This window comes from Kitasatospora sp. NPDC059088, assembly GCF_042738155.1.
Lineage (GTDB): Bacteria > Actinomycetota > Actinomycetes > Streptomycetales > Streptomycetaceae > Kitasatospora.
Map to the genome: position 1 here is coordinate 8,502 of NZ_JBHYGR010000003.1, position 22,442 is coordinate 30,943.

25 protein-coding genes are annotated in these 22,442 nt (G+C 74.9%); 11 read left to right on the top strand and 14 right to left on the bottom strand.

Annotated features, from left to right (window positions below; genetic code table 11):
• Positions 1 to 105: 105 nt before the first annotated feature.
• Together ACFWXO_RS01915 and ACFWXO_RS01920 are read right to left on the bottom strand one after the other, a co-directional pair.
• Positions 106 to 558, bottom strand: a complete 453-nt coding sequence (locus ACFWXO_RS01915) for a CBS domain-containing protein (protein WP_375883977.1) — start codon at positions 556 to 558, stop codon at positions 106 to 108.
• A 91-nt stretch (positions 559 to 649) separates the two neighbouring features.
• On the bottom strand, positions 650 to 1,666 hold the full coding sequence (locus tag ACFWXO_RS01920; protein WP_380521349.1) for a slipin family protein: 1,017 nt from the start codon (positions 1,664 to 1,666) through the stop codon (positions 650 to 652).
• A gap of 172 nt (positions 1,667 to 1,838) precedes the next feature.
• Here ACFWXO_RS01920 and ACFWXO_RS01925 point away from each other — a divergent pair, with 172 nt between their 5' ends.
• Positions 1,839 to 2,612 (top strand): uracil-DNA glycosylase, encoded by a 774-nt coding sequence (locus ACFWXO_RS01925; protein WP_380521351.1) that lies wholly within the window; start codon positions 1,839 to 1,841, stop codon positions 2,610 to 2,612.
• Positions 2,613 to 2,797: 185 nt separating this feature from the next.
• Here ACFWXO_RS01925 and ACFWXO_RS01930 read toward each other — a convergent pair whose 3' ends face one another.
• Positions 2,798 to 3,571, bottom strand: a complete 774-nt coding sequence (locus tag ACFWXO_RS01930) for an SDR family NAD(P)-dependent oxidoreductase (RefSeq protein ID WP_380521353.1) — start codon at positions 3,569 to 3,571, stop codon at positions 2,798 to 2,800.
• 163 nt (positions 3,572 to 3,734) lie between these two features.
• Between ACFWXO_RS01930 and ACFWXO_RS01935 the strand changes: the two genes are divergently transcribed.
• Positions 3,735 to 4,583 carry a helix-turn-helix transcriptional regulator gene (locus ACFWXO_RS01935; protein WP_380521355.1) on the top strand — a complete coding sequence of 283 codons (849 nt, stop codon included), beginning with the start codon at positions 3,735 to 3,737 and terminating at the stop codon, positions 4,581 to 4,583.
• A gap of 133 nt (positions 4,584 to 4,716) precedes the next feature.
• Positions 4,717 to 5,037: a DUF6980 family protein gene (locus ACFWXO_RS01940; RefSeq protein ID WP_380521357.1), complete on the top strand. Its 321-nt coding sequence runs from the start codon at positions 4,717 to 4,719 to the stop codon at positions 5,035 to 5,037.
• 20 nt (positions 5,038 to 5,057) lie between these two features.
• Here the strand turns inward: ACFWXO_RS01940 and ACFWXO_RS01945 are convergent, their stop codons facing one another.
• A complete protein-coding gene (locus ACFWXO_RS01945) occupies positions 5,058 to 5,936 on the bottom strand; it encodes a CHAD domain-containing protein (RefSeq protein WP_380521360.1) in 879 nt (292 codons plus the stop codon).
• A 180-nt stretch (positions 5,937 to 6,116) separates the two neighbouring features.
• Between ACFWXO_RS01945 and ACFWXO_RS01950 the strand changes: the two genes are divergently transcribed.
• The 3 genes from ACFWXO_RS01950 (at position 6,117) to ACFWXO_RS01960 (ending at position 8,516) form a co-directional block, all read left to right on the top strand.
• The gene (locus ACFWXO_RS01950) at positions 6,117 to 6,791 is read left to right on the top strand and encodes a hypothetical protein (protein ID WP_375883962.1); all 675 of its coding nucleotides are present in this window, start codon (positions 6,117 to 6,119) and stop codon (positions 6,789 to 6,791) included.
• 145 nt (positions 6,792 to 6,936) lie between these two features.
• Complete coding sequence (locus tag ACFWXO_RS01955) at positions 6,937 to 7,743, top strand: DsbA family protein (RefSeq protein ID WP_380401389.1); 807 nt, start codon at positions 6,937 to 6,939, stop codon at positions 7,741 to 7,743.
• Between the two features lie 122 nt (positions 7,744 to 7,865).
• On the top strand, positions 7,866 to 8,516 hold the full coding sequence (locus ACFWXO_RS01960) for a vitamin K epoxide reductase family protein (RefSeq protein WP_380521363.1): 651 nt from the start codon (positions 7,866 to 7,868) through the stop codon (positions 8,514 to 8,516).
• 9 nt (positions 8,517 to 8,525) lie between these two features.
• Here ACFWXO_RS01960 and ACFWXO_RS01965 read toward each other — a convergent pair whose 3' ends face one another.
• From ACFWXO_RS01965 to ACFWXO_RS01980, 4 genes are all read right to left on the bottom strand, one after another.
• A complete protein-coding gene (locus ACFWXO_RS01965) occupies positions 8,526 to 9,026 on the bottom strand; it encodes an NUDIX domain-containing protein (protein ID WP_375883953.1) in 501 nt (166 codons plus the stop codon).
• A 95-nt stretch (positions 9,027 to 9,121) separates the two neighbouring features.
• A complete protein-coding gene (locus ACFWXO_RS01970) occupies positions 9,122 to 10,195 on the bottom strand; it encodes a serine hydrolase domain-containing protein (RefSeq protein ID WP_380521366.1) in 1,074 nt (357 codons plus the stop codon).
• Positions 10,196 to 10,224: 29 nt separating this feature from the next.
• Complete coding sequence (locus tag ACFWXO_RS01975; RefSeq protein WP_380401381.1) at positions 10,225 to 10,740, bottom strand: GNAT family N-acetyltransferase; 516 nt, start codon at positions 10,738 to 10,740, stop codon at positions 10,225 to 10,227.
• A 24-nt stretch (positions 10,741 to 10,764) separates the two neighbouring features.
• Positions 10,765 to 11,157, bottom strand: a complete 393-nt coding sequence (locus tag ACFWXO_RS01980) for an ankyrin repeat domain-containing protein (protein ID WP_380521369.1) — start codon at positions 11,155 to 11,157, stop codon at positions 10,765 to 10,767.
• A gap of 421 nt (positions 11,158 to 11,578) precedes the next feature.
• Between ACFWXO_RS01980 and ACFWXO_RS01985 the strand changes: the two genes are divergently transcribed.
• The 3 genes from ACFWXO_RS01985 to ACFWXO_RS01995 all read left to right on the top strand — a co-directional run bounded on the left by ACFWXO_RS01985 (position 11,579) and on the right by ACFWXO_RS01995 (position 14,164).
• The gene (locus ACFWXO_RS01985; RefSeq protein WP_188305060.1) at positions 11,579 to 11,773 is read left to right on the top strand and encodes a hypothetical protein; all 195 of its coding nucleotides are present in this window, start codon (positions 11,579 to 11,581) and stop codon (positions 11,771 to 11,773) included.
• Positions 11,774 to 11,885: 112 nt separating this feature from the next.
• Positions 11,886 to 13,499 carry a hypothetical protein gene (locus tag ACFWXO_RS01990; protein WP_380521371.1) on the top strand — a complete coding sequence of 538 codons (1,614 nt, stop codon included), beginning with the start codon at positions 11,886 to 11,888 and terminating at the stop codon, positions 13,497 to 13,499.
• Between the two features lie 290 nt (positions 13,500 to 13,789).
• Positions 13,790 to 14,164, top strand: coding sequence for an RNA polymerase-binding protein RbpA (locus ACFWXO_RS01995; RefSeq protein ID WP_350506367.1), 375 nt, complete (start codon positions 13,790 to 13,792; stop codon positions 14,162 to 14,164).
• A gap of 121 nt (positions 14,165 to 14,285) precedes the next feature.
• On the opposite strand, the gene fxsA is transcribed toward ACFWXO_RS01995, so the two are convergent.
• From fxsA to ACFWXO_RS02020, 5 genes are all read right to left on the bottom strand, one after another.
• Positions 14,286 to 14,864, bottom strand: a complete 579-nt coding sequence (gene fxsA / locus ACFWXO_RS02000; protein ID WP_380521374.1) for an FxsA family membrane protein — start codon at positions 14,862 to 14,864, stop codon at positions 14,286 to 14,288.
• Between the two features lie 55 nt (positions 14,865 to 14,919).
• Positions 14,920 to 16,572, bottom strand: a complete 1,653-nt coding sequence (gene lnt, locus ACFWXO_RS02005; protein WP_380521376.1) for an apolipoprotein N-acyltransferase — start codon at positions 16,570 to 16,572, stop codon at positions 14,920 to 14,922.
• 120 nt (positions 16,573 to 16,692) lie between these two features.
• Positions 16,693 to 17,145, bottom strand: coding sequence for an N-acetyltransferase (locus ACFWXO_RS02010; RefSeq protein ID WP_380521378.1), 453 nt, complete (start codon positions 17,143 to 17,145; stop codon positions 16,693 to 16,695).
• 61 nt (positions 17,146 to 17,206) lie between these two features.
• Positions 17,207 to 18,814: an amidohydrolase gene (locus ACFWXO_RS02015; protein ID WP_380521380.1), complete on the bottom strand. Its 1,608-nt coding sequence runs from the start codon at positions 18,812 to 18,814 to the stop codon at positions 17,207 to 17,209.
• A 31-nt stretch (positions 18,815 to 18,845) separates the two neighbouring features.
• Positions 18,846 to 19,286 (bottom strand): Lrp/AsnC family transcriptional regulator, encoded by a 441-nt coding sequence (locus ACFWXO_RS02020; RefSeq protein ID WP_218200145.1) that lies wholly within the window; start codon positions 19,284 to 19,286, stop codon positions 18,846 to 18,848.
• Between the two features lie 232 nt (positions 19,287 to 19,518).
• Here ACFWXO_RS02020 and ACFWXO_RS02025 point away from each other — a divergent pair, with 232 nt between their 5' ends.
• Entirely contained in the window at positions 19,519 to 20,019 is a 501-nt protein-coding gene (locus tag ACFWXO_RS02025; protein WP_380521384.1) for a hypothetical protein, read from the top strand.
• 153 nt (positions 20,020 to 20,172) lie between these two features.
• On the opposite strand, the gene ACFWXO_RS02030 is transcribed toward ACFWXO_RS02025, so the two are convergent.
• The gene (locus tag ACFWXO_RS02030) at positions 20,173 to 21,336 is read right to left on the bottom strand and encodes an acyl-CoA dehydrogenase family protein (protein WP_380521388.1); all 1,164 of its coding nucleotides are present in this window, start codon (positions 21,334 to 21,336) and stop codon (positions 20,173 to 20,175) included.
• 211 nt (positions 21,337 to 21,547) lie between these two features.
• Here ACFWXO_RS02030 and ACFWXO_RS02035 point away from each other — a divergent pair, with 211 nt between their 5' ends.
• Positions 21,548 to 22,204 (top strand): uridine kinase, encoded by a 657-nt coding sequence (locus ACFWXO_RS02035; protein WP_375883927.1) that lies wholly within the window; start codon positions 21,548 to 21,550, stop codon positions 22,202 to 22,204.
• Positions 22,205 to 22,442: the final 238 nt, after the last annotated feature.

Sequence of the window (22,442 nt, forward strand, 5' to 3'; positions counted from 1 at the left end):
CCCCGGCCCCGCGCCCCCCCCCCCCCCGCGTCCCCCGCCCCCGGGGCGCCCCCGCCCACCGCGGGGGGCGGGGGGCGCCCCGCCCCCGCGGCCGGTCCGGCCGGGTCAGCCCTGCAGCGCCTCCTTCTTCGGCGCCGCCTCGGCGCAGACCGCCGACACGAACTCCGCGAGCCGGGCCTGCGGCAGCCCGCGGGCGATGTCGGCCTCGCTGATCATGCCGACCAGCTTGTGCTCCGGGTGGTTGATCACCGGCAGGCGGCGCACCTGGTACTGCTCCATCACCCGCAGCACCTGCTCGCAGTCCTCGTCCGCCTCCACCGTCATCGGCCGGCCGAGCGCCAGTTCACCCGCCGTCACCTCGGACGGGTCGCGGCCCTCCGCGACGCAGCGCAGCACGATGTCGCGGTCCGTCACGATGCCCAGCAGCCGGTCGTTCTCCCCGCAGATGGGCAGCGCGCCCACGTGTCGTTCCCGCATGATCCGGGCGGCGGCGGCGAGCGTCTCGTGCTCGCGGATGCACTCCGCCCCCGGGTGCATGATGTCGCTGGCGATGGTCATGGTCCGCCTCCTGGCCTGGCTTCCAGCCCCTCGTCCATCCTGGTCCGACCGGGTGACCCACGCCACCGGGCCCGGGCGGGCCCGGTGGCGCTCAGGACGCCGCCCCGGGCTCGGCACGCTCCGCCGGGCCGGGCGCCTCCGGGTCCGCCCCGTCCGAACCCAGCCCGTCCAGCTCCGCTCCGTCCAGCGGCGACGCGTTCAACAGCTTCTCCAACGGCGGCAGTTCGTGTCGGGGCCGCTCGTGCGGGAGCTCCTCCTCCGGCACCTCCCCGCGCTCCACCGCCTGCTCCGCGGACTTCGCGGCGGCGGCGACCGCGGCGGCCGCCAGCAGGTCCCGCTGCTGGGACTCCGTCGCGCTGTCCAGGAACCGCAGCAGCTCCACCGGGAACGGCAGCACCAGCGTCGAGTTCTTCTCCGCCGCCACCTCCACCACGGTCTGCAGCAACCGCAGTTGGAGCGCCGCCGGGGTCGCGCTCATCACCGCCGCCGCCTCCGACAGCCGGGCCGAGGCCTGGAACTCGCCGTCCGCCGTGATGATCCGCGCCCGCCGCTCCCGCTCGGCCTCCGCCTGGCGCGCGATCGAGCGCTTCATCGACTCCGGCAGGGCGACGTCCTTGATCTCCACCCGGTCGATCTGGATGCCCCAGCCCAGCGCCGGGCTGTCGATCATCAACTCCAGCCCCTGGTTGATCGGTTCGCGGTTGGCCAGCAGGTCGTCCAGCTCGCTCTTGCCGATGATCGACCGCAGCGAGGTCTGCGCGACCTGGGAGATCGCGAAGTTGTAGTCCTGCACGTTGACCGTCGCCTTGACCGGGTCCTCGACCCGGAAGTAGACCACCGCGTCCACCCGCACGGTCACGTTGTCCCGGGTGATGCCCTCCTGCGCCGGAATCGGCATCGTCACGATCTGCACGTTCACCCGGCGCAGCCGGTCCGCGATCGGCATCAGCGCGACCAGCCCCGGCTCGCGGATCTCCTCGCGCACCTTGCCGAAGCGGAACACCACGCCCTTCTGGAACTGCTGGACCACCCGGATGCTCAGCCCCGCCCAGATCGCCCCCAGCCCGGCCAGTCCCCCGAGCGCCCCCAGCACCGCATCGACGATCATCGCGGCCTCCTCGCGGCCTCCGCGCACACCGGCGCGTCCGGCCACCGCCGACCGAACCGGGCCGGGAGCCACCGGAGCAACTGCTTCAACGCTACGCCTGCGCGGACAAGGCCGGATCGAACGTCCTGAACCACAGGACCCTCCCCGGGCCGCACGCCCTAGGATCGGGCCCATGCAGCCGGCCCCCGCCGATGACCCCGGCGACCCCCGCCACCCGGCCGAGGCCGCCGCCCGCGCCACCGGACTCACCGTCCTCGACCGGGTCGTCACCGACTGCCGGGCCTGCCCCCGGCTGGTCGCCTGGCGCGAGGAGACCGCCCGCACCAAGCGCCGCGCCTACCAGGACTGGGACTACTGGGCCCGGCCGATCCCCGGTTTCGGCCCGCCCGACGCCCCGCTCGTCCTGGTCGGTCTCGCCCCCGCCGCCCACGGCGGCAACCGCACCGGCCGGATCTTCACCGGCGACCCCTCCGGCGACCTCCTCTACGCGGCCCTCCACGAGCTCGGGCTCGCCAACCGCGCGGAGTCCGTCCGGCACGGCGACGGCCTGGAGCTGTACGGCGTCCGGATCACCGACCCGGTCCGCTGCGCCCCGCCCGACAACAAGCCCAGCACCGCCGAACGCGACACCTGCCGCCCCTGGATCACCCGCGAACTGCAACTGCTGCGCCCCACCGTGCGGACGGTCGTCGCCCTCGGCGGCTTCGCCTGGCAGGCGGTGCTGCCGGTGCTCGCCGACGCCGGCTGGACCGTGCCCCGACCGCGCCCGGCCTTCGGCCACGCCGCCCTGGTCACCCTCCCCGCCCGGGACGGCGGCCCCGACCTACGGCTGTACGGCTGCTACCACGTCAGCCCGCGCAACACGAACACCGGCCGGCTGACCACCGCGATGCTCCGCGAGCTGCTCCGCGAGGCGGCCGTCTCGGCGGGGCTCAGCCCCCATTAGGGCGTGTCTGACAATTCGCGTCGGATCAGCGCGCGGCGTTGGGGTGCGTGCATCGCAAGGCGGAGGAGGGAGTCCATGCGGAGCATCGGCGACCGACGACAACGCGGCGAGGTGCGTGCCCCGGCGTCGCGTGCCCGGCGGGAATTGTCAGACACGCCCTGGCGCGTGGCCCCGCACGGCACGGCTCAGTCGAACCGCCGGGTGGCCGTGATCCCGCCGTCCACCGGCAGGGTCACGCCCGCCACGTACGAGGACCGGTCGCTGAGCAGCCAGGCCGCCGCCTCCGCCACCTCGGTGTCCAGGCCTGGGCGGCCCAGCGGGGTCGAGCGTGCGACCAGGGCGGCGAACTCCGGGCCCGCCGCGAAGTACTCCTCCGTCCCGGGGGTGCGGACCACCCCGGGCGCGACGGCGTTGACCCGGACGCCGTACCGCGCGTAGTCGGCGGTGGCCGCCTTCACCAGGCCGGTCAGTCCGTGCTTGGCGGCCTGCTGGGCGCCGTCGCCGAAGCCCCCGACCAGCGCGCCCACCCCGGAGTTGAGCACCACCGAGCCGCCGCGGCCGGCCGCCGCCATCGCCCGCAGCTGGGCGCGCAGGCAGAGCCAGGTGCCCCGCAGGTTGAGCGCGTGGGTGTCGTCCCACTCGGCCTCCGAGCGTTCGGCGAGCGGAGCGGGCGGCAGGCCGTTACCCGCGTTGTCGAAGGCCGCGTCCAGCCGGCCGAAGGCGGTCAGCGCCGCGTCCACCGTCCGCTGGGCGCCCTCGGCGGCGGTCAGGTCGGCGGCCACCGCCACCGCCTCCCCGCCGGCGGCCCGCAGTTCGTCGGCCAGCGCCTCCACCTCCGGCGCGGAGCGGGCGGCCAGCACCAGCAGCGCGCCCTCCCGGGCGAACAGCCGGGCGGCGGTGGCGCCGATGCCCCGCCCGGCACCGGTGACGATCGTGACCTTGTCGTCGAGAAGTCCCATGCGGCGAGCCTGCCGCCGCCCCCCGCCGGCCCACCAGCGGCCGGTCGTACCCCGGACCGCCCGACCGGGGACCGCCCAGCCAAGGACAGCCCAGCCAAGGACCGCGCAGCCAGGGACAGCCCGGTCCTGGTTGGGCCGGCCCGGCTGTGGCAGCCTGGCGCGCATGTCCGAGACCCCGCTGGGCGCGTTCCTGCGCGCCCGCCGTGCCCGACTCGCGCCCGCCGAAGCGGGCCTGCCCGCGGCCGGCCGCCGCCGCACCCCCGGGCTGCGCCGCGAGGAGGTCGCCGCCCGCGCCGGGATCTCGGCCGACTACTACGCCCGGCTGGAACAGGGCCGCCAACGAGTGCCCACCGGCCCGGTCCTGGACGGTCTCGCCGAGGCCCTGCACCTGAGCGGCCCGGAGCGCGCCTACCTGCACCGGCTGGCCGTACGGCGCGACCGTACGGCGCCGCCCGCCACCGACCCCTCCACCGGCCCCGCGACCGCCCCGGCCGTCCCCGCGGCCACCCTGGCCCTGCTGGAGACCCTGGACGCCGCCCCCGCCTTCGTCACCGGCCCGACCTTCGACCTGCTGGCCTGGAACCGGCCCGCCGCCCTGCTGCTGGCCGGGCCGGAGCGGCGGCCGCCGCACGAGCGCAACCTGCTCTGGCAGGTCTTCTGCTGCCCGTACCGGGACCGCTCGCCGGGCAACACGGCCGCCGACCGCTCGATCGGCGCCGACCTGGTCGCCTCCCTGCGCGCCCAGCACGCCGACCGCCCCCGCGACCGGAACCTGCTCGCCCTGGTCGGCCGGCTCTCCACGGCCAGCCCGGAGTTCGCCGCGCTCTGGGACCACCACCGGGCCGCCCCGCCCGGCCCCGGCCGCCTCCACGTCCGCCACCCCGCGCTGGACACCGCCGTCCTCGACTACACCGTGCTGCCGCTCCCCGAGGAGGGCCGCCACGTCTTCGCCTTCCTCGCCCCACCGGACAGTCCCACCCGCCGCGCCTTCGCCGCCGCGCGCGGAACGTGACCCAGCGGGCAGGGCACGCGGGACGGACAGCGCAGGCAGGACGGGAAAACCGGTACCGCCGCGCCCCCGAACGGCCGTAGCCTCCACCCGAACCCGACGTGCCCCCACCTGACGACCCGGAGTACCCGAGGCGATGACAGCGCACTGCTGCGAGTCCATGACCAGGCAGCTGGACCGGCAGTGCCACCAGCACGACAACCCGTACGACTGCCCCGACGCGGTGGTGCTGTTCATCGCCAAGTACCAGGAGTACGGGATCGTCGTCCACGACGGCGGCCGGGCGAGCATCGGCATCGACTTCTGCCCGTGGTGCGCGACACGGCTCCCCGAGTCCCAGCGGGACCGCTGGTTCGACGAGCTCGAACGCCGGGGCATCGACCCCTGGGCGCAGGACATCCCCGCCGAGTTCGAGGACGACCGCTGGCTCACCCTGCCCGGCGGCGACACCCGCTAGGGCCACAGGCCTCCCGGGCCCTACTCGAACCGCGTCAGCCTCCGGCCCGCCGCCCCCGCCCACACCTGCGGCAGCCGGGCCCGGGCGGCCTCCGCCGCCGCCAGCTGGCCCGCGTAGAGCACCCCGCAGGCGAAGGGCTCGCCGGCCGCCGCGGGCCGGGACGCCAGGGCGGCGGCGGCGACCACCGCGTCCTGGTGCTCGCCCAGCACCTCCTGGACGGCCTTCATCCGCTCCGCGTACCGCTCCGCCGCCGCGCCGACCGCGGGTGCCGCCGTCTCCCCGGCGTAGCGGGCCCGCTTGGCGGCCTTGCGGGCCTCGTGCAGGGCGCCGTCGCGTTCCGCGGGGCCGGCCGTGAGGGCGGTGTGCACCCGGGCGGCGGTGCGGCGCTGTTCGCGGGCCGCGATCCGGGAGAGCTCGGGGCCGGCGGCCCGGGCCGCGCGCGGGCGCAGCGGCGGGTCGGCGAGCAGGCTGGTCAGGGCTTCGGTCAGCGCCCGGCGGCGGGGGCTGTCGAGGGCGGCGACCACCTCGGGCCGGGCCCGGCGGTACTCGGCCGCGCCCCATTCCCGCAGCGACCCGGCGACCCGTTCCGGCCCGCAGGCCTCGGGCAGTTCGCGGGCCCGGGCGGCCAGCCGTTCGGCGAGCACCTCGCTGTCCCGGGCCCGCCCGAGGGTGGCGCCCAGCCAGCGCAGGTCGGCGACCAGGGTGTCGGTGGCGCCGGGGTCGAGGAGCCGGCGGAAGGTCCGCAGCGCGCTGCGCAGCCGTCGGCAGGCGACCCGCATCCGGTGCACGGCGTCGGGTTCGTCCGCCCGGACGGCGTCGTCCAGTCCGGCGAGCACCACCGCCTGGGCCTCGACGCGGTCGAGCAGCACCTCTCCGACCGTGGTCTCGGGCCTCGCCATGGACGCGCACCCCCTCGTCGGGGTCACCGGTGATGCCTTCCAGGGTAGGCACCGGGCGGCGGCTGTCGACCCCGCAGGGCCCGAGCGGGCACCGTCACGGCCCGAGCGGGCACCGCCCGGGCTGTCAAGGGTCCTACGCGCCCTCGTGCCCGGCACGAGGGGCATGGCATACTCCGGAGCGTGCTGACCTCCACCCATGCGACCAGGGCCCTGCGGGCCGCGGTGTTCACCGCGCTCGCCGTGCCGATGGCCGCGTTGGGCCAGGTGGTCATCACCGGTCGCCCGCTGTCGCTGTCGCTGGTGGCCACGGCGAGTGCCGTCGTCTTCCTGGTGGTGGCCGCGATGGCCGGCGGGGAACGCCGGCTGCTGCACATCACCGCCGTGATGGTGCCGGTCGAGCTGCTGCTGAACACCACCTTCAACCTGGGCCAGACCGCCTGTGGGCCGGTGCTCTCCGAGCACGTTTCCGCGCGCGGGGTGAACCTGCTGGTCTGCGGCGGCGGTTCGGTGGACGGCTCGCTGCTGGGCGGCCCGCTGGGCCACACCGGGGAACTGGCGCCCGCGGCGACCCAGTTGCTGCTCCTGGTGGTGCACCTGGCGATCGCGCTGGCCGCCTCGGCCTGGCTGCGGCTGGGCGACGCCGCGCTGTCCGGCCTGGCCCGGGCGCTGCGCGCGCTGCACCAGTCGCTGGCCCGCCCGCTGCGGGCGCTGCTCCTGCTGCTGCTCCCCGCCCCGGTGCGCCCGGTGCTGCGGGTGCCGCTGCCGGTGTCCGACCACGAGCGGCCGCGCCGCGAGGACGTGGTGCTGAGCCCGGCTCCCCGGCGTGGTCCGCCGGTTCTCGCGCCTGCCTGCTGAGCGCGTACCCCCTTCCGTCACCTGAGCGTGCACGGTTCCGTACGCCCGTGGGCAGTGCGCTCGACTCCGCGTCACTTGCCCCCGCCGCACCCGAGTGCGGCCACCCGCGCGCGCCCGCGCGCCGCGTACAGGAGTTGACTTCCCCATGGCTCAGGACAAGAACAAGAAGCGCGTCAGCGCCCGCGAGCGGATCCAGGAGGCGCAGCGCCGCGAGCAGCAGGCCGCCAAGCGCCGTCAGCTGATCGTCGTGTCGGTCTCCGCCGTCGTCGTGCTGGCGCTGGCCGGCGGTGTCGCGCTCGCGATCAACACCGGTTCGAAGAACGACGACAAGGCGGCCGCGGCCGCCTCCTCGGCCCCGCTGGTCGTGCCGGCGAACGCCACCGGCCCGGACGGCACGGTGATCACCCTCGGCAAGGCCGACGCCCCGCACACCATGGAGGTCTACGAGGACTTCCGCTGCCCGGTCTGCAAGCACTTCGAGGCGGCGAACGGCCAGACCGTCAAGCAGCTCACCCAGGACGGCCAGATCAAGGTGGAGTTCCACCTGGCCGCCTTCCTGGACAAGAACCTCGGCGGCAAGGGCTCGCGCACCGCGCTGGCCGCCGCGGGCGCCGCGCTGAACGAGGGCGTGGACAAGTTCAAGGCCTTCCACGACGTGCTGTACGCCAACCAGCCGGACGAGCGCAGCGACGACTTCGGCGACGTCAACCACCTGCTGGACCTGGCCGGCCAGGTGCCCGGGCTCAAGACGGACGCCTTCGTGAAGGCGGTCACCGACCGGACGTACGCGCCGTGGGCGGCGAAGGTGGCCGACGCGTTCAACAACAGCCAGGTGACCGGCACCCCGACGGTCAAGGTGGACGGCAAGACGATCAACCTGTTCGCGGGCAACACCACCGCCACGCCGGAGCAGTTCACCGCCCAGGTGAAGCAGGCCGCCGGCCTCCAGTAGGCCGCCCCGCACCGCACCCGTCCCTCACCACCCCGCACCACACCGCCCCGCACGGCACCACCGGCCCGGCCGAACTCCCGGCCGGGCCGGCTCCTCCCAGCCAGCCACCGGAGTGTGCTGTCATGACCGCCCCGACCACCGTGCACCCCTCCCCGTCCGTCCCCGACGCCGCCGGCCGTGGCCCGATCGGCGCGAGCCGGGCCCTCGCCCTCCTGCTGTTCCTCGGCGGACTGGTCGGGCTGGCCGCCTCGGCCGTCCTGACCTTCGACAAGCTCCGCATCCTGGAGAACCCGTCGTACGTCCCCAGCTGCAACATCAATCCGGTGATCAGCTGCGGCTCGGTGATGCGCACCGAGCAGGCGGAGGTCTTCGGCTTCCCGAACCCGCTGCTCGGCCTGGCCGCGTTCGGCGCCCTGGCGGCGATCGGGGCCGGGCTGCTGGCGGGCGCCGCGTACCGGCGCTGGTTCTGGCTGGGCCTGCACGCCGGGACGGCGCTGGGCGTGGTGTTCGTGCACTGGCTGATCGACCAGGCGCTGTACGAGATCGGCGCGCTGTGCCCGTACTGCATGGTGGTCTGGGCGACGGTGGTGGTGCTGTTCTGGTACGTCACGCTGCACAACCTGCGCTCCGGCGTGATACCGGTCGGGCCCAGGGCGCGGGCGGTGGTCCGGGAGGCGGCGCGCTACCACTGGGCGCTGCCGGTGCTGTGGGCGGCGGTGATCGCGCTGCTGGTCCTGAACCGGTTCTGGTACTACTGGAGCACCCTCCTCTGACCGGCCCGGTCAGCCCACGTACCCCGCCGAGTGCAGCAGTACGGCGGCGCCGGTGCGCCGGGCCTCCAGGGCCCCGGTGAGCCGGCGCGCCGCGCTGGGGTGCAGCAGGGCGGCCGCCCGGGCGGGGGTGAAGTAGCCGTGGTCGGCGATCTCCTCCGCCTGCAGCCGGATCACCGCGCCCCGCTCGACCGCACCGCCGTCGAACATGAAGTGTACGGCCGGGTGGGCGTGCCGGCCCTGGTCGGGGATCGCCTCGCGCCACTCCACCACCAGCAGCCGCAGCTCGCCCGCCGACAGCCCGGTCTCCTCCCGCAGTTCGCGGGCGGCGCACTCGGCGGGGCCCTCCCCCGGGTCCATCCCGCCGCCGGGGAACTGCCACTGGTCGCGGTAACTCGCTTTCAGCAGCAGGACCTTGCCGTCCTCGCCGGTGAGCAGCACGCTGCAGCCGATGTAGGCGCGCAGTATCCGGGCGAGCCACTGTTCCTCCGTGAGTGCCCAGGTCTCCGTCATCGCGCCTCCTCCGCCGGCCGCTGCCCGTCCCGGTCACTCTGCCGCAACCGCCGCCCCGGCAAAGGCGGTTCGTACCTAATCCACCCGATCGGGTATCACCCGAAGACGGCTCGCCGGAAGGCGTTGCGCAGGTCGGTCAGCGGCTGGGTGTTCCGGTCGTGGTGCACCTTGTTGCTGAGCAGCAGGGCCCAGCGGCCCTGGCGGCGGGAGACCCAGCAGCCGGTGCCGGTGAAGCCGTAGTGGACGAAGGTGCCCTCGGCCGGGTCGGTGCCGGCGGCGACCAGCCAGGACAGGCCGCGCGCGGGGGCCAGGCCGCCGGTCTGCTCGCGCAGCGATGCGGTGATCCACCGCGCGCCCCACGGGAGTTCGGGCGGCGGGGCGAGCACGGCGGTGAGGAAGCGGGCCAGGTCGCGGGCGGTGGAGAAGACGCCGGCGTTGCCGGAGACGCCGCCGAGCAGCCGGGCGGAGGGGTCGTGGACGACGCCGTGCAGGTGGGCGCCGGTCGGCTCGTGCCACTCGGTGGGCGCGGCCCGGGCGGTGTCCGCGGCGCCGAGCGGCCCGTACCGGGTGTCGGTCATGCCGAGCGGCCGCCAGGTCCAGCGCTCGGCGAGGACGTCCAGCGGCGCGCCGCCGAGGTCCTCGACCAGGTAGCAGAGCAGCACGGCGGCGCGGTCGGTGTACTCCACGGCCGCTCCCGGCGCACGGTGCAGCGGGGCGGCCAGCACCCCGGCCCGGATCGCCGCCGGCTCCCGCCCGTAGAGCTGCTCGAAGCGGGTGTACGGCAGCAACCCCGCCGTGTGGGCCATGAGTTGACGGACCGTCACGACGCCGACGGGCCGCCCGGCGGCGGGCGGCCACCAGCGGCCGAGCGGTTCGTCCAGCGGCAGCCGGCCGGACTGCCACAGCACTCCGGCGGCGGGCCAGAGCGCCACCACCTTGGTGAGGCTGGCGAGGTCGTACAGGGTGTCCGGCCCCGGCGCGAGCCGCGCGTACGGGCCCTGCCCGAGGGTGCCGTGACTGCCGCCGCCGAGGGCGCCCCCGGCGTCGCCGACGGCCCAGACCGCGCCCGCGCCGACGGCGCGCAGGCCGGCCAGGACCAGCCGGTCCAGCTCCCCGCCGGGCGCGGCCAGGGCGGGGAGGCGCTCCGCCTCGGGTGCTCGGTGGTCCACCCCGGGTGTCTACCCGGGGCGCCGGCCGCTCAGACCGCCGCGGGGAGTTCCTTGCCGAGGCAGATGCTCAGCGGGTGGTCCTTGTAGATGCCGAACTTGCGGATCGCCGTGTAGCCCTCGGAGCCGTACAGCGCGATGGCCTCGGGCTGCTCGCTGCCGGTCTCCAGGATGACGCGGGTGTGCCCGGCCTCGGCCGCGGTCTCCTCCAGGCGGTGCAGCACCGCCCGGGCCAGGCCCCGGCCGCGGGCGGCGGGGACCACGAACATCCGCTTGAGCTCGACGTCGCCGTCGCGCAGTCCGTCCGGGCCGGCCTGCTTGGCCCGCCAGCCGCCGCAGGCGACCGGCCGGCCGTCCAGGTAGGCGATCATGAACAGGCCGGCCGGGGCCTCGAAGTCCTCGGGGTGCATCACGGTCTCGTCCGGGTCGCCGTAGCGGCGGACGTACTCCTGCTGCACCTCCGCCGACAGGGCCTGCGCGTCGGGGTGGGCGTACCCGGTGATGCGGAACTCGACGGTGCTGGCGGCCTGCGCGGCGGTGCTCTCCATGGTCGAAGAGCCTACGACCTGCCCTTACTGAGACTCGAACCGGGCGAGCAGCTCGGTCTTGCCGAACATCGCGGCGGCGTCGACGGCGGACGGGACACCCGCCCTCGGGTCGGCGCCGCCGGCCAGCAGGGCGTCGACGACGTCCGAGCCGCCCTTGAAGACGGCCCCGGCGAGCGGGGTCTGGCCCTTGTCGTTGGCGCGGTTCGGGTCGGCGCCGCGCCGGAGCAGGGTTTCCACGGTGGCCGCGTGGCCGTGGTAGGCGGCCAGCATCACCAGGGTGTCGCCGCTGCCGTTGGTGAGGTCCGCGGAGACCCCGGCGTCGAGCGCGGTGGTCAGGGTGGCGGTGTCGCCGGCCCGGGCGGCGTCGAAGAGCTTCCCGGCGAGCGCGATCACCTCGGCGTCGGGGGCATCGGTCATGGCGGACTGCCTTTCCAGAGGGGTGACGAGGGCTCGTGCGTACCGCACCGTAGCGGCCGGCGCCGCCGACGGACCAGCGGGCGTCCGGATTCCGGACGGCGGCCCCACCGGCCCCGGGCGCGGTACGACGTGCGGTACGACGTCCGGCCGCACGGGTTGCGCGGCCATTCGAGCGAACTTCCGGGACCCCCCGGAAACTTCCCACCCACCCCCCGGGAATGCCTCGCGGCACCGGTCCCACCCGGATCCCGCACGACTCCAGGCCCCCACCCCGGCCGGTTCGCACACCGCCGCCCGGCTCACCCGACGGCAATGAACGGCAGAACCACCCATTTGCGCCGTTCCATCATCTATTACTTTTTGTCACTATTAGGGCACTTTAAGTAACACTGTCCCCCGTCCCCCTCCCCGAGGAGCAGAAGTGATCCTCTCGATTTCCGGCATCGTCCTGTTCGGCACCATCGCCTTTCTGTTCTTCCGCAGGGACGGACTAAAGGTCTCGCACGCCATCGTCTGCGCCCTCTTCGGCTTCTACGTCGCCGGTTCCTCGATCGCCCCCAGCATCACCGCGGGCGGCGCCAGCCTGGCGAGCCTGCTCGGCGGCCTTCGGTTCTAGGCGCCGCCTCTCCCCCACCGGCCCGGGCGCGGATCCCACCGCCCCGGGCCCCGTCGTACCACGAGCAGTGCCCCCTCACCCCACCCGTCCCACTCGACCGGGGAGTCACGGAATGCCGCTCCACCGCCATCTCGGCAAGGGCCGCGAGTTCGCCCGAACCGCCGGGGACCACGCCACCGACATGTTCGCCCCGCTCACCGTGATCGGCCGCGGGCTGCGCCACCACGCCGGCTGGGCCAAGGGCCGCTGGCAGGCCACCCCGAAGGAGCGGCGCGGCCCGACGCTGTTCCTGTCGGCCGCCATGCTGGTCGGCATCTACCTGCTGCCGCACGGCCTGCTGTTCGCCCTGGTCGGCCTGATGGCCAGCGCCGCCTGGGCCGGCCGGGCCCCCAAGGCGGCGCCCGCCCCGCCCGCGCCCGACGTCGCCGACGTCAAGCTCGCCGCCCTCTACTCGGCGCTCACGCCGTACCTGTGCGGCCCCGAGGACGCCAATCCGCTGTACCACTTCGAGGGCGGCTACAAGAACGCCTTCGGCTCCTGGGAGTTCGACGGCGAGGGCCGGCTCTCCCGGCTGGAGCTGAGCTACCCCGCCTACTTCACCGACACCGAGCCCGCCGCCCGGGCCCGGATCGAGCAGGTCGTCCAGGGCAAGGCCGGGCGGGCCCGGGAGTACCGCTTCGACTGGGACGAGGAGTCCAACCGGCTGCGGATCACCGCGCTGGCCCCACTGCCCACCGACATCGCCGCCCAGCGCTTCGTCGCCGCCCCGGGCGAGATCGTGCTCGGCTTCACCGACGAGGACGGCACCGCCCGCACCATCCCGGTCCACCAGGGCGGGGCCACCGCCCAGCAGCCGCCGGTGGTCTGGCGCACCGGCCCGCGCTCCTCCGAGCCGCACCTGCTGGCCCTCGGCGTCGCCGGCTACGGCACCTCCAGCCTGATCCGCTCGATCGCGCTCCAGGCGCTCCCGTACGGCGACCTGGTGGTGATCGACGGCGCCGGCACCGGGGAGCACGCCTGCCTGGTCAACCGGCCCGGCGTGCACACCGTGGAGACCAGCCTGCACGGCGCGCTGGCCGCCCTGGAGTGGGCCGCCCAGGAGACCGAGCGGCGGCTCACCGCGCTGAACACCGCCCGGCACACCGGCACCCCGCTGCCCGAGGACCTCACCCGGCCGCTCTGGCTGCTGCTGGACCACCCGACCGAGCTGGGCGAGCTCGCCCACGCCGAGGGCCGCCCCGACCCGCAGGAGCTGCTGGAGCTGCCGCTGCGGCACGGCCGCGCCGCCCGGGTCACCGTGGTGATCGCCGACGACGTCGAGGCCCGGGACCGGATCACCCCGACCGTCCGGGCCACCGCCCGGGCCAGGGTGCTGCTCGGCCCGGCCGGGCCCGAGGAGGGCCACGCCGCGCTCGGCGCGCCGCTGGACATCGTGCCCGCCGCCCACGCCCCGGTCGGCCGCGGCTACGCCCGGATCGGCAACGGCACCCCGGTCCGGCTCCAGGTGCCCGCCACCGTCGACCCGCTGGACGAGGAGGCCCCGGCCCAACTGCGCGACGCGGTGATCGCCCTGCTGCCGCACCGCGACAGCCGGACCGAGCCCGCCTCCGCGGCGCCGCCCCGCCCGGACCGCCCGCCGGTGGTCCCGCCGGACGCCGCCGCGCCCGCCCGCCCGGTCGACCTCGGCAAGACCGAGCCGATGATCCGTTCCCGACCGATCTCCTGACCGCCCGGGAAGCGGGGGCGACCGGCGCCGCGGAATCGCCGACCGGTACGCTCGTCACAGAAAGTCCGCACGATCACCAGATGTGAAATTGGTGACACCTGGGGTGATATCACCGGCCAGATGTGACAAATCGGGCGACGGTGGGTACAAACAGGGGCGGCACGACAGACGACGCATGTCCCGGGACGGGAATCTTCGTCGGAAGCCGAGCGTTGACCGAACGACGAAGAACAGCGACCAGAACAGCGACCACTAGTCCTGTGGGCCATTAAGCCCGGGAGGCACGATTCATGAGCGAGCGAGCTCTCCGCGGCACGCGACTCGGGGCCACTAGCTACGAGACCGACCGTGGTATCGATCTGGCTCCGCGCCAGACCGTCGAGTACGCATGTCAGAACGGACACCGATTCGAGGTTCCTTTCTCGGTCGAGGCGGAGATCCCTCAGGCCTGGGAATGCCGCTTCTGCGGCCAGGAGGCGGTTCTCCTCGACGGTGACGAGCCTGAGGAGAAGAAGACCAAGCCCACGCGCACCCATTGGGACATGCTGATGGAGCGCCGGACGCGCGAGGAGCTGGAGGAGGTGCTGGCCGAGCGGCTGGCCGTGCTCCGCTCCGGCGGGATGAACCTCGCGGTGCACCCGCGTGACACCCGCAAGAGCGCCTGACCCATCTCGCTCCCGCCGCAGGCGGGAGGACGCGAAAAGGGACCCTGGTCACCAGGGTCCCTTTCGCGTTGTCCGGAGCAGTTCGCGTTGTCCGGAGCAGTGGGTGCCGGAGCAGCGGGCGTCAGCCGGAGATCGGCGGGCGGTAGGTGGTGTCGGGACCCTGCGGTCCGCGCGGACCGGTCTCCGGGTCGACCACCTCGCCCTGGACGACCTTGCCGTCCGGGCGGTGGATGCGCATCTGCTCCTGCAGCCGCATCGCGTCCGCGAACGCGTCGGCGCCCACGGCGGAGGTGCTGCGCATCGCCTTGTCCGCGATCCGGCGGCCCGCCACCCGCCACAGCGCCCGGGTCGGCGGGAACAGCAGGGTCAGGGCGACCAGGTCGGACAGGAAGCCCGGCACGATCAGCAGCAGCCCGGCCCCCACGGTCATGCTGGTGCCGGTCTGCGGCTGCTCGGACTGCGGGTTCTTGCTCTGCTCGATCGCCGCCGACAGGGCCTTGAGCCCGGCCCGCTTGATCAGCGAGCCGCCGATCACCGCGCCGGCGATGAGCAGCAGCAGGACGGTGAGGCCGCCGAGCCAGGAGGCGACCTGCACCAGCAGCCAGATCTCCAGCACCAGCCAGGCGGTGAACAGCAGCGGCAGCACCCGGCGCAGCCTGCTACGCGGGGCCGGACGGGCGGGGGTAGCTTGCTGGGTCACGGTACGGATCCACTCCAAGCGGTGCTCTGCGCGCCGCACGGGAGGTCCGGGCCGGCTACGGCACCACCTGGTCCAACGATTCCGCGGCGGCCGGTGTTCCGTGGAGCGTTCCGTCCACGGCCTTCCGGCGGCGGCCGACCAGCAGGGCGGCGGCGCAGGCCAGCAGGCCGCCGACGGCCAGCGTCCACTCCGGGGCGGAGCCGACCTCGTCGGCGACCGTGGTGCCGTCGCGCAGCGGGACGGTGGCGGACAGCTCGGCCGGGGTCAGCTCCCGGGTGCGCTGCTCGACGGTGCCGTCCGGGGCGATCACGGCGCTGATGCCGCTGGTGGCGGCGATCAGCACGGCCCGGCCGTGCTCGACCGCGCGCAGCCGGCTCATCGCCAGCTGCTGCTCGGGCTGGCCGGTCTCGGCGTAGGTCGCGTTGTTGGTCTGGACGACCAGGACCCGGGCGCCGCTGTCCACCGTGTCCCGGACGATCTCGTCGTAGGCCACCTCGAAGCAGATCACGTCGCCGATCCGCGCCGGGCCGAGCTGCATCACGCCGTTGTGGTCGCCGGGGTAGAAGTCGCGGGCGACCCGCTGGAGGCGGGTGATCACCTTCATCAGCTGGGCCCGGAACGGCACGTACTCGCCGAACGGGACGGGGTGCTGCTTGGTGTAGGAGGCGCCGGGGCCGGTGGCCGGGTCCCAGACGATGCCCTCGTTCTGGACGTGCTGCGCGTCCGGGCCGTCCACCAGGGTGCCGACCAGGGTGGGCACGCCGACGGCCTTGACCGCCTCGTCGATGCGCTGGCGGGCCAGCGGGTCGCTGAACGGGTCCAGGTCGGAGGAGTTCTCCGGCCAGATCACCACGTCGGGGCGCGGGACCTTGCCCGCCTGCACGTCGGCGGCCAGGCGCTCGGTGGCCGAGGCGTGGTTGTTGAGCACCATCATCGGGCGGCCGAGGAAGTCCATGCCCGGGTTGGGCACGTTGCCCTGGACGATGGCGACCTTCACGGTGTCGGCCGCGGCGGTGGGCACCGGGACGAGGTAGCCGGCCAGCAGCGCGGCCACCGCGCCGAGCGCCGCCAGCGCGGCCGCCTTCGGGGCCCGGCCCGGCCCGCGCAGGCGCAGCGCGGCCCAGGCGAGCAGGGTGCCGGACAGGGCGACGGCGAAGGTCACCAGCGGCGCGCCGCCGAGGGCGGCCAGCGGGGTGTACGGCGTCGCGGTGTTGGCGAAGGCCAGCCGGCCCCAGGGGAAGCCGCCAAGCGGCAGCCGGTCGCGCGCCCACTCCTGGGTGACCCACAGGGCGGCCGCCCAGAACGCCCAGCCGGGCAGCCGGGAGGTGAGCGCCAGCGCCCCGCCGAGCAGGGCCAGGAACAGCGCCTCGATCACCGACAGGCCGACGGTCGCGTCCCAGCCGACCACCCGCAGCCAGCTGAGCAGCATCAGGAAGAACGGGAAGCCGAAGGCGAAGCCCGTCCAGGCGCCCTGGCGGAAGGTGCGGCCGCGGGTGAGCAGCGACAGCGCGGCGACGCCCAGCAGCGACAGCGGCCAGAGGTCGTACGGCGGGAAGGCGAACGCGAGCAGCAGGCCGGACAGCGCGGCGAGGCCGGTGCGCGGCAGGCCGGCCCGGACCTTGGCGAGGGCGCGGGCGAGGCGGCCGGGGGTCGGGGCCGGTTCCGGCTGCTCGGGAGCGGTCCCGGACCGCTCCTGGGTGACGGGCATGGCCACCGGCGCACCATCTTCCTGGGGCTTGCTGTTCGGACGCTGTGCGAAGAAGGTACCCCGGAACGTCGCGGGCGCGTGAGGTCAGGGTGCTGGGCCGGTTCGGGGGGGGTGGTGGGGTCAGCGCTCCGCGTAGTGGAAGCGCCCCAGCGGCCAGTGGTCGGTGAGCCAGGCGGAGACGGCGCGGTACAGCGGGGCGTCCAGCTCGGCGCGGTCGGCGCGGACCCAGGAGCTGACCGAGACCACGGAGGCGTCCTCGCGGTCCGGGTAGATGTACACGCAGCCGATCACCTCGCCCCGGTCCGGCTCCAGGACGGTGTAGGTGAAGCCCCGGCGGGCCTCGAAGTCGGCGGCGTGCCGGCGCAGGCCCGCGAGGTTGTCCGCCAGGGGCATGCCGTCGGCGGGCGGCCAGCCGCGGCCGGCCCAGCCGGGGGTGGCGCGGATGTGTGCCGTACTGCCTGTCCAGGCGGCGTGGTCGGAGGCGTTGTGCTGCTCGCCCAGGGGTTCCAGGCGGAACTCCGGGGCGAGCAGCTCGCGCGGGACGGTGAAGTCGGCGGGGACGATCTCGGTCATGGTCGGCACCCTACGAGGGCGGCCGCCCACCGATCACCCGAATTACCGCTCGTGCACGGTGTTACCGCTCGTACACGGTGCGGCCGCGGACCACCGTGCGCAGGCAGAGCGGGAGTTCGTGGCCCGGGGTGAGGTCGGGCAGGCCGGGGGTGCCGGAGCGCGGGTCGGTGGACCAGCCCGCCACCCGGGAGTCCGGGGCCTGGACGACCAGCTCGTCGGCGGCCCAGAGCGCGTAGTTGGCGACCGCGCCGGGCACCAGCACGCCGTCGTGGTCGCGGCCGATCGCGCGCCAGCCGCCGCGGGTGTGGGCGGTGAAGGCGGCGCGGACCGAGATCCGGTGCTCCAGGGTCCGGTGGAAGGCCGCGGCGCGGACGGTACCCCAGGGGTCGAGCGGGGTGACCGGGGCGTCCGAGCCGAAGGCCAGCGGGACACCGGCCCGCAGCAGGGCCGCGTACGGGTTGAGGCCGGCCGCCCGCTCGGCGCCCAGGCGCTGCGCGTACATGCCCTCCGGGCCGCCCCAGGCGGCGTCGAAGGCGGGCTGGACGGAGGCGGTGAGGCCGAGTTCGCCGAAGGCCGCGATCGCCTTGTCGTCCAGGGCCTCGGCGTGCTCGACGCGGTGGCGCAGCGCCTTGACCCGGTCGGCGCCGGCCCGCTCCCCGGCCGTGCGCACGCCCTCGATCACGGCGGCGAGCGCCGCGTCGCCGATCGCGTGGAAACCGGCCTGCAGTCCGGCCTCGGTGCAGGCGGCGACGTGGTCGGCGACCTGCTCGGCGGTCAGGTAGGCGGTGCCGGTGTGCTCGGCGTCGGCGTACCGGGCGTGCAGGCAGGCGGTGTGCGAGCCGAGCGCGCCGTCCACGAAGAGGTCGCCGCCGGCGCCCACCGCGCCGAGCCGGCGGGCGGTCTCGATGCCGCCCAGCTCGCCCCAGTAGCCGAAGACCTCGGGGCCCTCGCCCTCGGCGGCCAGCTCCAGCAGCGCGGCGAGGTCGGCCTCGGAGGAGATCTCCGGGCCGGCGCACTCGTGCAGGGCGCCGATGCCGAGCTCGGCGGCGCGGGCCAGGGTGGCGCGCTGGGCGCGGCGGCGCTGCTCGGGGGTGAGGTGCGCCAGCGCGGTCTGCCGGACGGCGTGGTGGGCGTCCTTGGTGAGCGGGCCGTCGGCGTGGTGGCCGGGGCGCTCGGTGAGGTCCTCGGTGAGGGTGCGCAGCGCGGTGGTGGCGAGCGCGGAGTGGACGTCGGTGCGGGAGAGGTAGAGCGCCGCGCCGCGGGCGGCCGCGTCGAGTTCGGCGCGCGTGGGCGGGCGGTTCTCGGGCCAGCCGGTCTCGTCCCAGCCGTGGCCGATCAGCACCCCGCCGGTCTCCGGCTGCGCCTCGACGAAGGCGGTGACGGCGGCCAGCGCGGCGGCCAGCGAGGGGCTGCCGGTGAGGTCGAGGCCGGTGAGCGCCAGCCCGGTGGAGGTGGCGTGCACATGGGCGTCGACGAAGGCGGGGGTGACCAGGGCGCCGTCCAGCTCGACGATCTCGTCGGCGGTCGCGGCGTACGCCTCGGCGGCGCCGTCGCTGCCGACCCAGGCGATGTGCCCGCCCTCCACGAGCATCGCGGTGGCGAAGGGGTCGGCGGGGCTGTAGACGGCGCCGCCGCGCAGCAGGACGGTCCGGGAGGTGCGTTCGGTCATGCGCCCAAGTCTGCACCCCGCCGGTTCGCGCTCAGATCTTCGGGGGTCGTGCCTCGTAGGGGGTGGAGAGCACCACCGTGGTGCGGGTGGACACTCCGGCGGCGCTGCGGATCCGCGCCAGCAGGTCCTCCAGGTCGCCCGGGGCGCCGACCCGGACCTTGAGGATGTAGTTCTCGTCGCCGGCGACGCTGTGGCAGGCCTCGATCTCGGGCAGGCCGGCCAGTCTCTCCGGGGTGTCGTCCGGGGCGCTGGGGTCGAAGGGCTTGACCGAGATGAACGCGGTCAGCGCCAGGTCGACGGCGTCGGGGTCGACGATCGCGGTGTAGCCGCGGATCACCCCGCGCTGTTCGAGGCGGCGCACCCGCTGGTGCACCGCCGAGGTGGACAGGCCGGTGGCCTTGCCCAGGTCCGTGTAGCTCATCCGGCCGTCCTCTAGGAGCAGCTGGACGATGCGTTGGTCGAGATCCTCCACGGTGCGCAAACCTACCCGCTCGGGGAGCACGGGGGGCGCACGGTGGTTGCACGGGGTCGGACCGCAGGTGTCGCACGGGCATGTGCCTGGTGAATGTGGCGGGCGGTGTGGCCAAGGACACACCCGGTGCATCACGGTGCGCAAGTCCGCAGGGTTATGAGCCCGAGTCGCAGGGAAGTGCTGGTTGTGGCCCCAGAGCGACCACGCCGGGCCCGATCCTAGGGGGATCTCCATGCCTGCTACCGACCAGCGCGTGCTGGCTCTCGACGAGACCGACGATCTGTCCGGCCGCGACGACCTCGCGGTCGACCACGCGCCGGGCACCGACCCCGGCGACGCCGAGACCTGGGACATCTTCCGGGTCCACTGCCCCGAGTGCCGCCGCCCGATCGCCCTGGTGGCGGACGAGGAGCAACTGCCGCAGCACGCACTGCTGCCGACGGCCTGGAACCCCTTCGCCCCCGCGATCTGCCCCGGCTCGGGCACCCTGACCGACGACCTGGCCGAGGCGGAGACCCGGGAGGACGCCGAACCGACCGGGTTCGAGGCGCTGTGCAAGCTGCCGAGCGGGCTCGACTGGCGCACCCAGCCGTTCTCGCACGCACCGGTGCACCGCCCGGTGCGCAGCGCGGGCGGCGGTGTCGCCACCCCGGCCAAGGCCGGGCGGGCGGTCGCCTCGGCCGTCCCGCTCGCCACCATCCCGGAGCAGCGCCGGCGGCTCGCGCGGCGCTGATTACCTGCGGCAGCAGGCGAGTTGACGCCTGATCAAAGAATTGCCCCCGGTCGTCACTCCGCACCCTGGAGTGACGGCCGGGGGCCGTATCGGGGAGGCCGCGGCCCCCGAGCCGGGCTTCGGCACCGGGCCGGGCTCCGGGCCCGCCTCGGCTCAGCCCTTGGTGAGGTGGCGGCCGATCACCAGGCGCTGGATCTGGTTGGTGCCCTCGACGATCTGCAGCACCTTGGCCTCGCGCATGTAGCGCTCGGCCGGGAAGTCCTGGGTGTAGCCGTAGCCGCCGAGCACCTGGACGGCGTCGGTGGTCACCCGCATCGCGGCGTCGGTGCAGAACAGCTTGGCCATCGCCGCCTCCTTGGAGAACGGCCGGCCCGCGTCCCGCAGCCGCGCGGCGGCGAGGTAGAGCGACCGCCCGGCCTCGATCTGGGTGGCCATGTCGGCGAGCATGAAGGACAGGCCCTGGAAGTCCGCGATCGGGCGGCCGAACTGGCGCCGGGTGCGGGCGTAGTCGACGGCGAGGTCGAGCGCGGCCTGGGCGACGCCGACGGCACAGGCGGCGATGCCGAGGCGGCCGGAGTCCAGCGCGGCGAGCGCGATCTGGAAGCCCTGGCCCTCCTCCCCGACCAGCCGCTCGCGGGGCACCCGGGCACCGTCGAAGTGCAGCTGGGCGGTCGGCGAGGAACGCATGCCCATCTTGTGCTCCGGCGGCGCGGCCGACAGGCCCTGCTGGGCGCCGGGCACGAGCAGGCAGCTGATGCCCTTGGGGCCGTCCACCCCGGTGCGTACCAGGGCGCTGTAGAAGTCGGCCTGGCCGCCGTGGGTGATCCACGCCTTGGTGCCGTTGACGACGTACTCGTCCCCGTCGAGGTCGGCGCGGGTGCGCAGGGCCGCCGCGTCGGAGCCGGACTGCGGCTCGGAGAGGCAGTAGGCGCCGAGCTGTTCGCCGGAGAGCATGCCGGGCAGCCACGTCTCGCGCTGCTCGTCGTTGCCGAAGGTGGCCAGCGCGTGGCAGGACAGGGTGTGCACGCTGACGCCGAGGCCCACCGCCAGCCAGCCCGCGGCGAGCTCCTCCAGGACCTGGAGGTACACCTCGTAGGGCTGCTCGCCGCCGCCGTACTTCTCGTCGTACGGGAGGGAGAGCAGGCCGGCCTCGCCGAGGGTGCGGAAGACCTCCCGGGGGAAGCGGTCCGCGGCCTCGTCCTCCGCCGCGCGCGGCTGGAGCTCGCGCTGGACCAGGTCCCGGGTGAGGCTCAGCAGCTCGCGGGCCTCCTCGCTGGGCAGCTGGCGCTCCACGGCTTTCACGGGGGACGGGGTCATGGCGAGGGTCGCCTCCTCGATCGGGCGCCGGCCCGGGGTGGCGGGTGGTCCGGCGCGGGTGTGGCAGGTCGGCCCGACCGGCACCGGGTTGCGGTGAACGGCCGTTCACAGGCGTGGCGAAGGCGAGTATGCCCGAAACCCGCGCTGCCGTCACGACCTGCACAGATGATCTGTCCGCAGTGGTGGGCTACGGCACCGTAGGGTTGACGTTGTGGCTGCATCCGGAACCGCCCCCTCCTCCCGTCCGCCCGCTCCCGCCGACCCGCTGACCGGGCTGGTCCGGGAGCTGCGGGCGCTGCCGCCCTCCTGCGGGCCGGTGCGGCTGGTCGCGGTGGACGGGCACGCGGGCTCCGGCAAGACGACCTTCGCCGGGCGGCTGGCGGCAGCGCTCGGCGGCGCACCGGTGGTCCACCTCGACGACCTGGCCACCCACACCGAGCTCTTCGACTGGACCGGGCGGCTGCGCGAGCAGGTGCTGGAGCCGCTGGCGGCCGGCCGCGACGCCGAGCACCGGGTGTACGACTGGACGCTGCGCCGTTTCGCCGGCACCGCCCGGGTGCCGCTCGCCCCGGTGGTGCTGGTGGAGGGGGTCGGCGCGGGGCGCCGCGAGGTGCGGCCGTGGCTGGCCCGGGTGATCTGGATGGAGCTGGAGGCCGCTGCGGCCCGTCGGCGCGGCGAGGAGCGGGACGGGCCGGAACTCGCCGCGTTCTGGGCGGGTTGGGCCCGCGCGGAGGCGGCGCACTTCGCCGCCGACCCGAGCCGTCCGCACGCCGCCACCAGGGTCGACGGGGTGACCGGGCGGATCGTGCCGAGCACCGTCGGTGAACCTTCAACTAAGCCCTTGACCTGCGACATCACCAGGACTTAGGTTCTCCTCAGTCGCCGGAACCCACCGTTCCGGCCGCTTCGGACCCGGCGCTCCCGACTTGTTCCCCCGTGAGCCGGGAGCGCCGTCCGGTCCCCTCCCCCAGCCCCCCGGTCAGCGGTTTTTCGGCCATCCGGCCGCCCAACCACCGTGTGCGCGATCGCATTTGACCCTGTGCGGCACCCTTCCGGATCAGCCCCGCGCCGGTACGATTCCCGGTAGGCGCATATGCGCCCCGGGG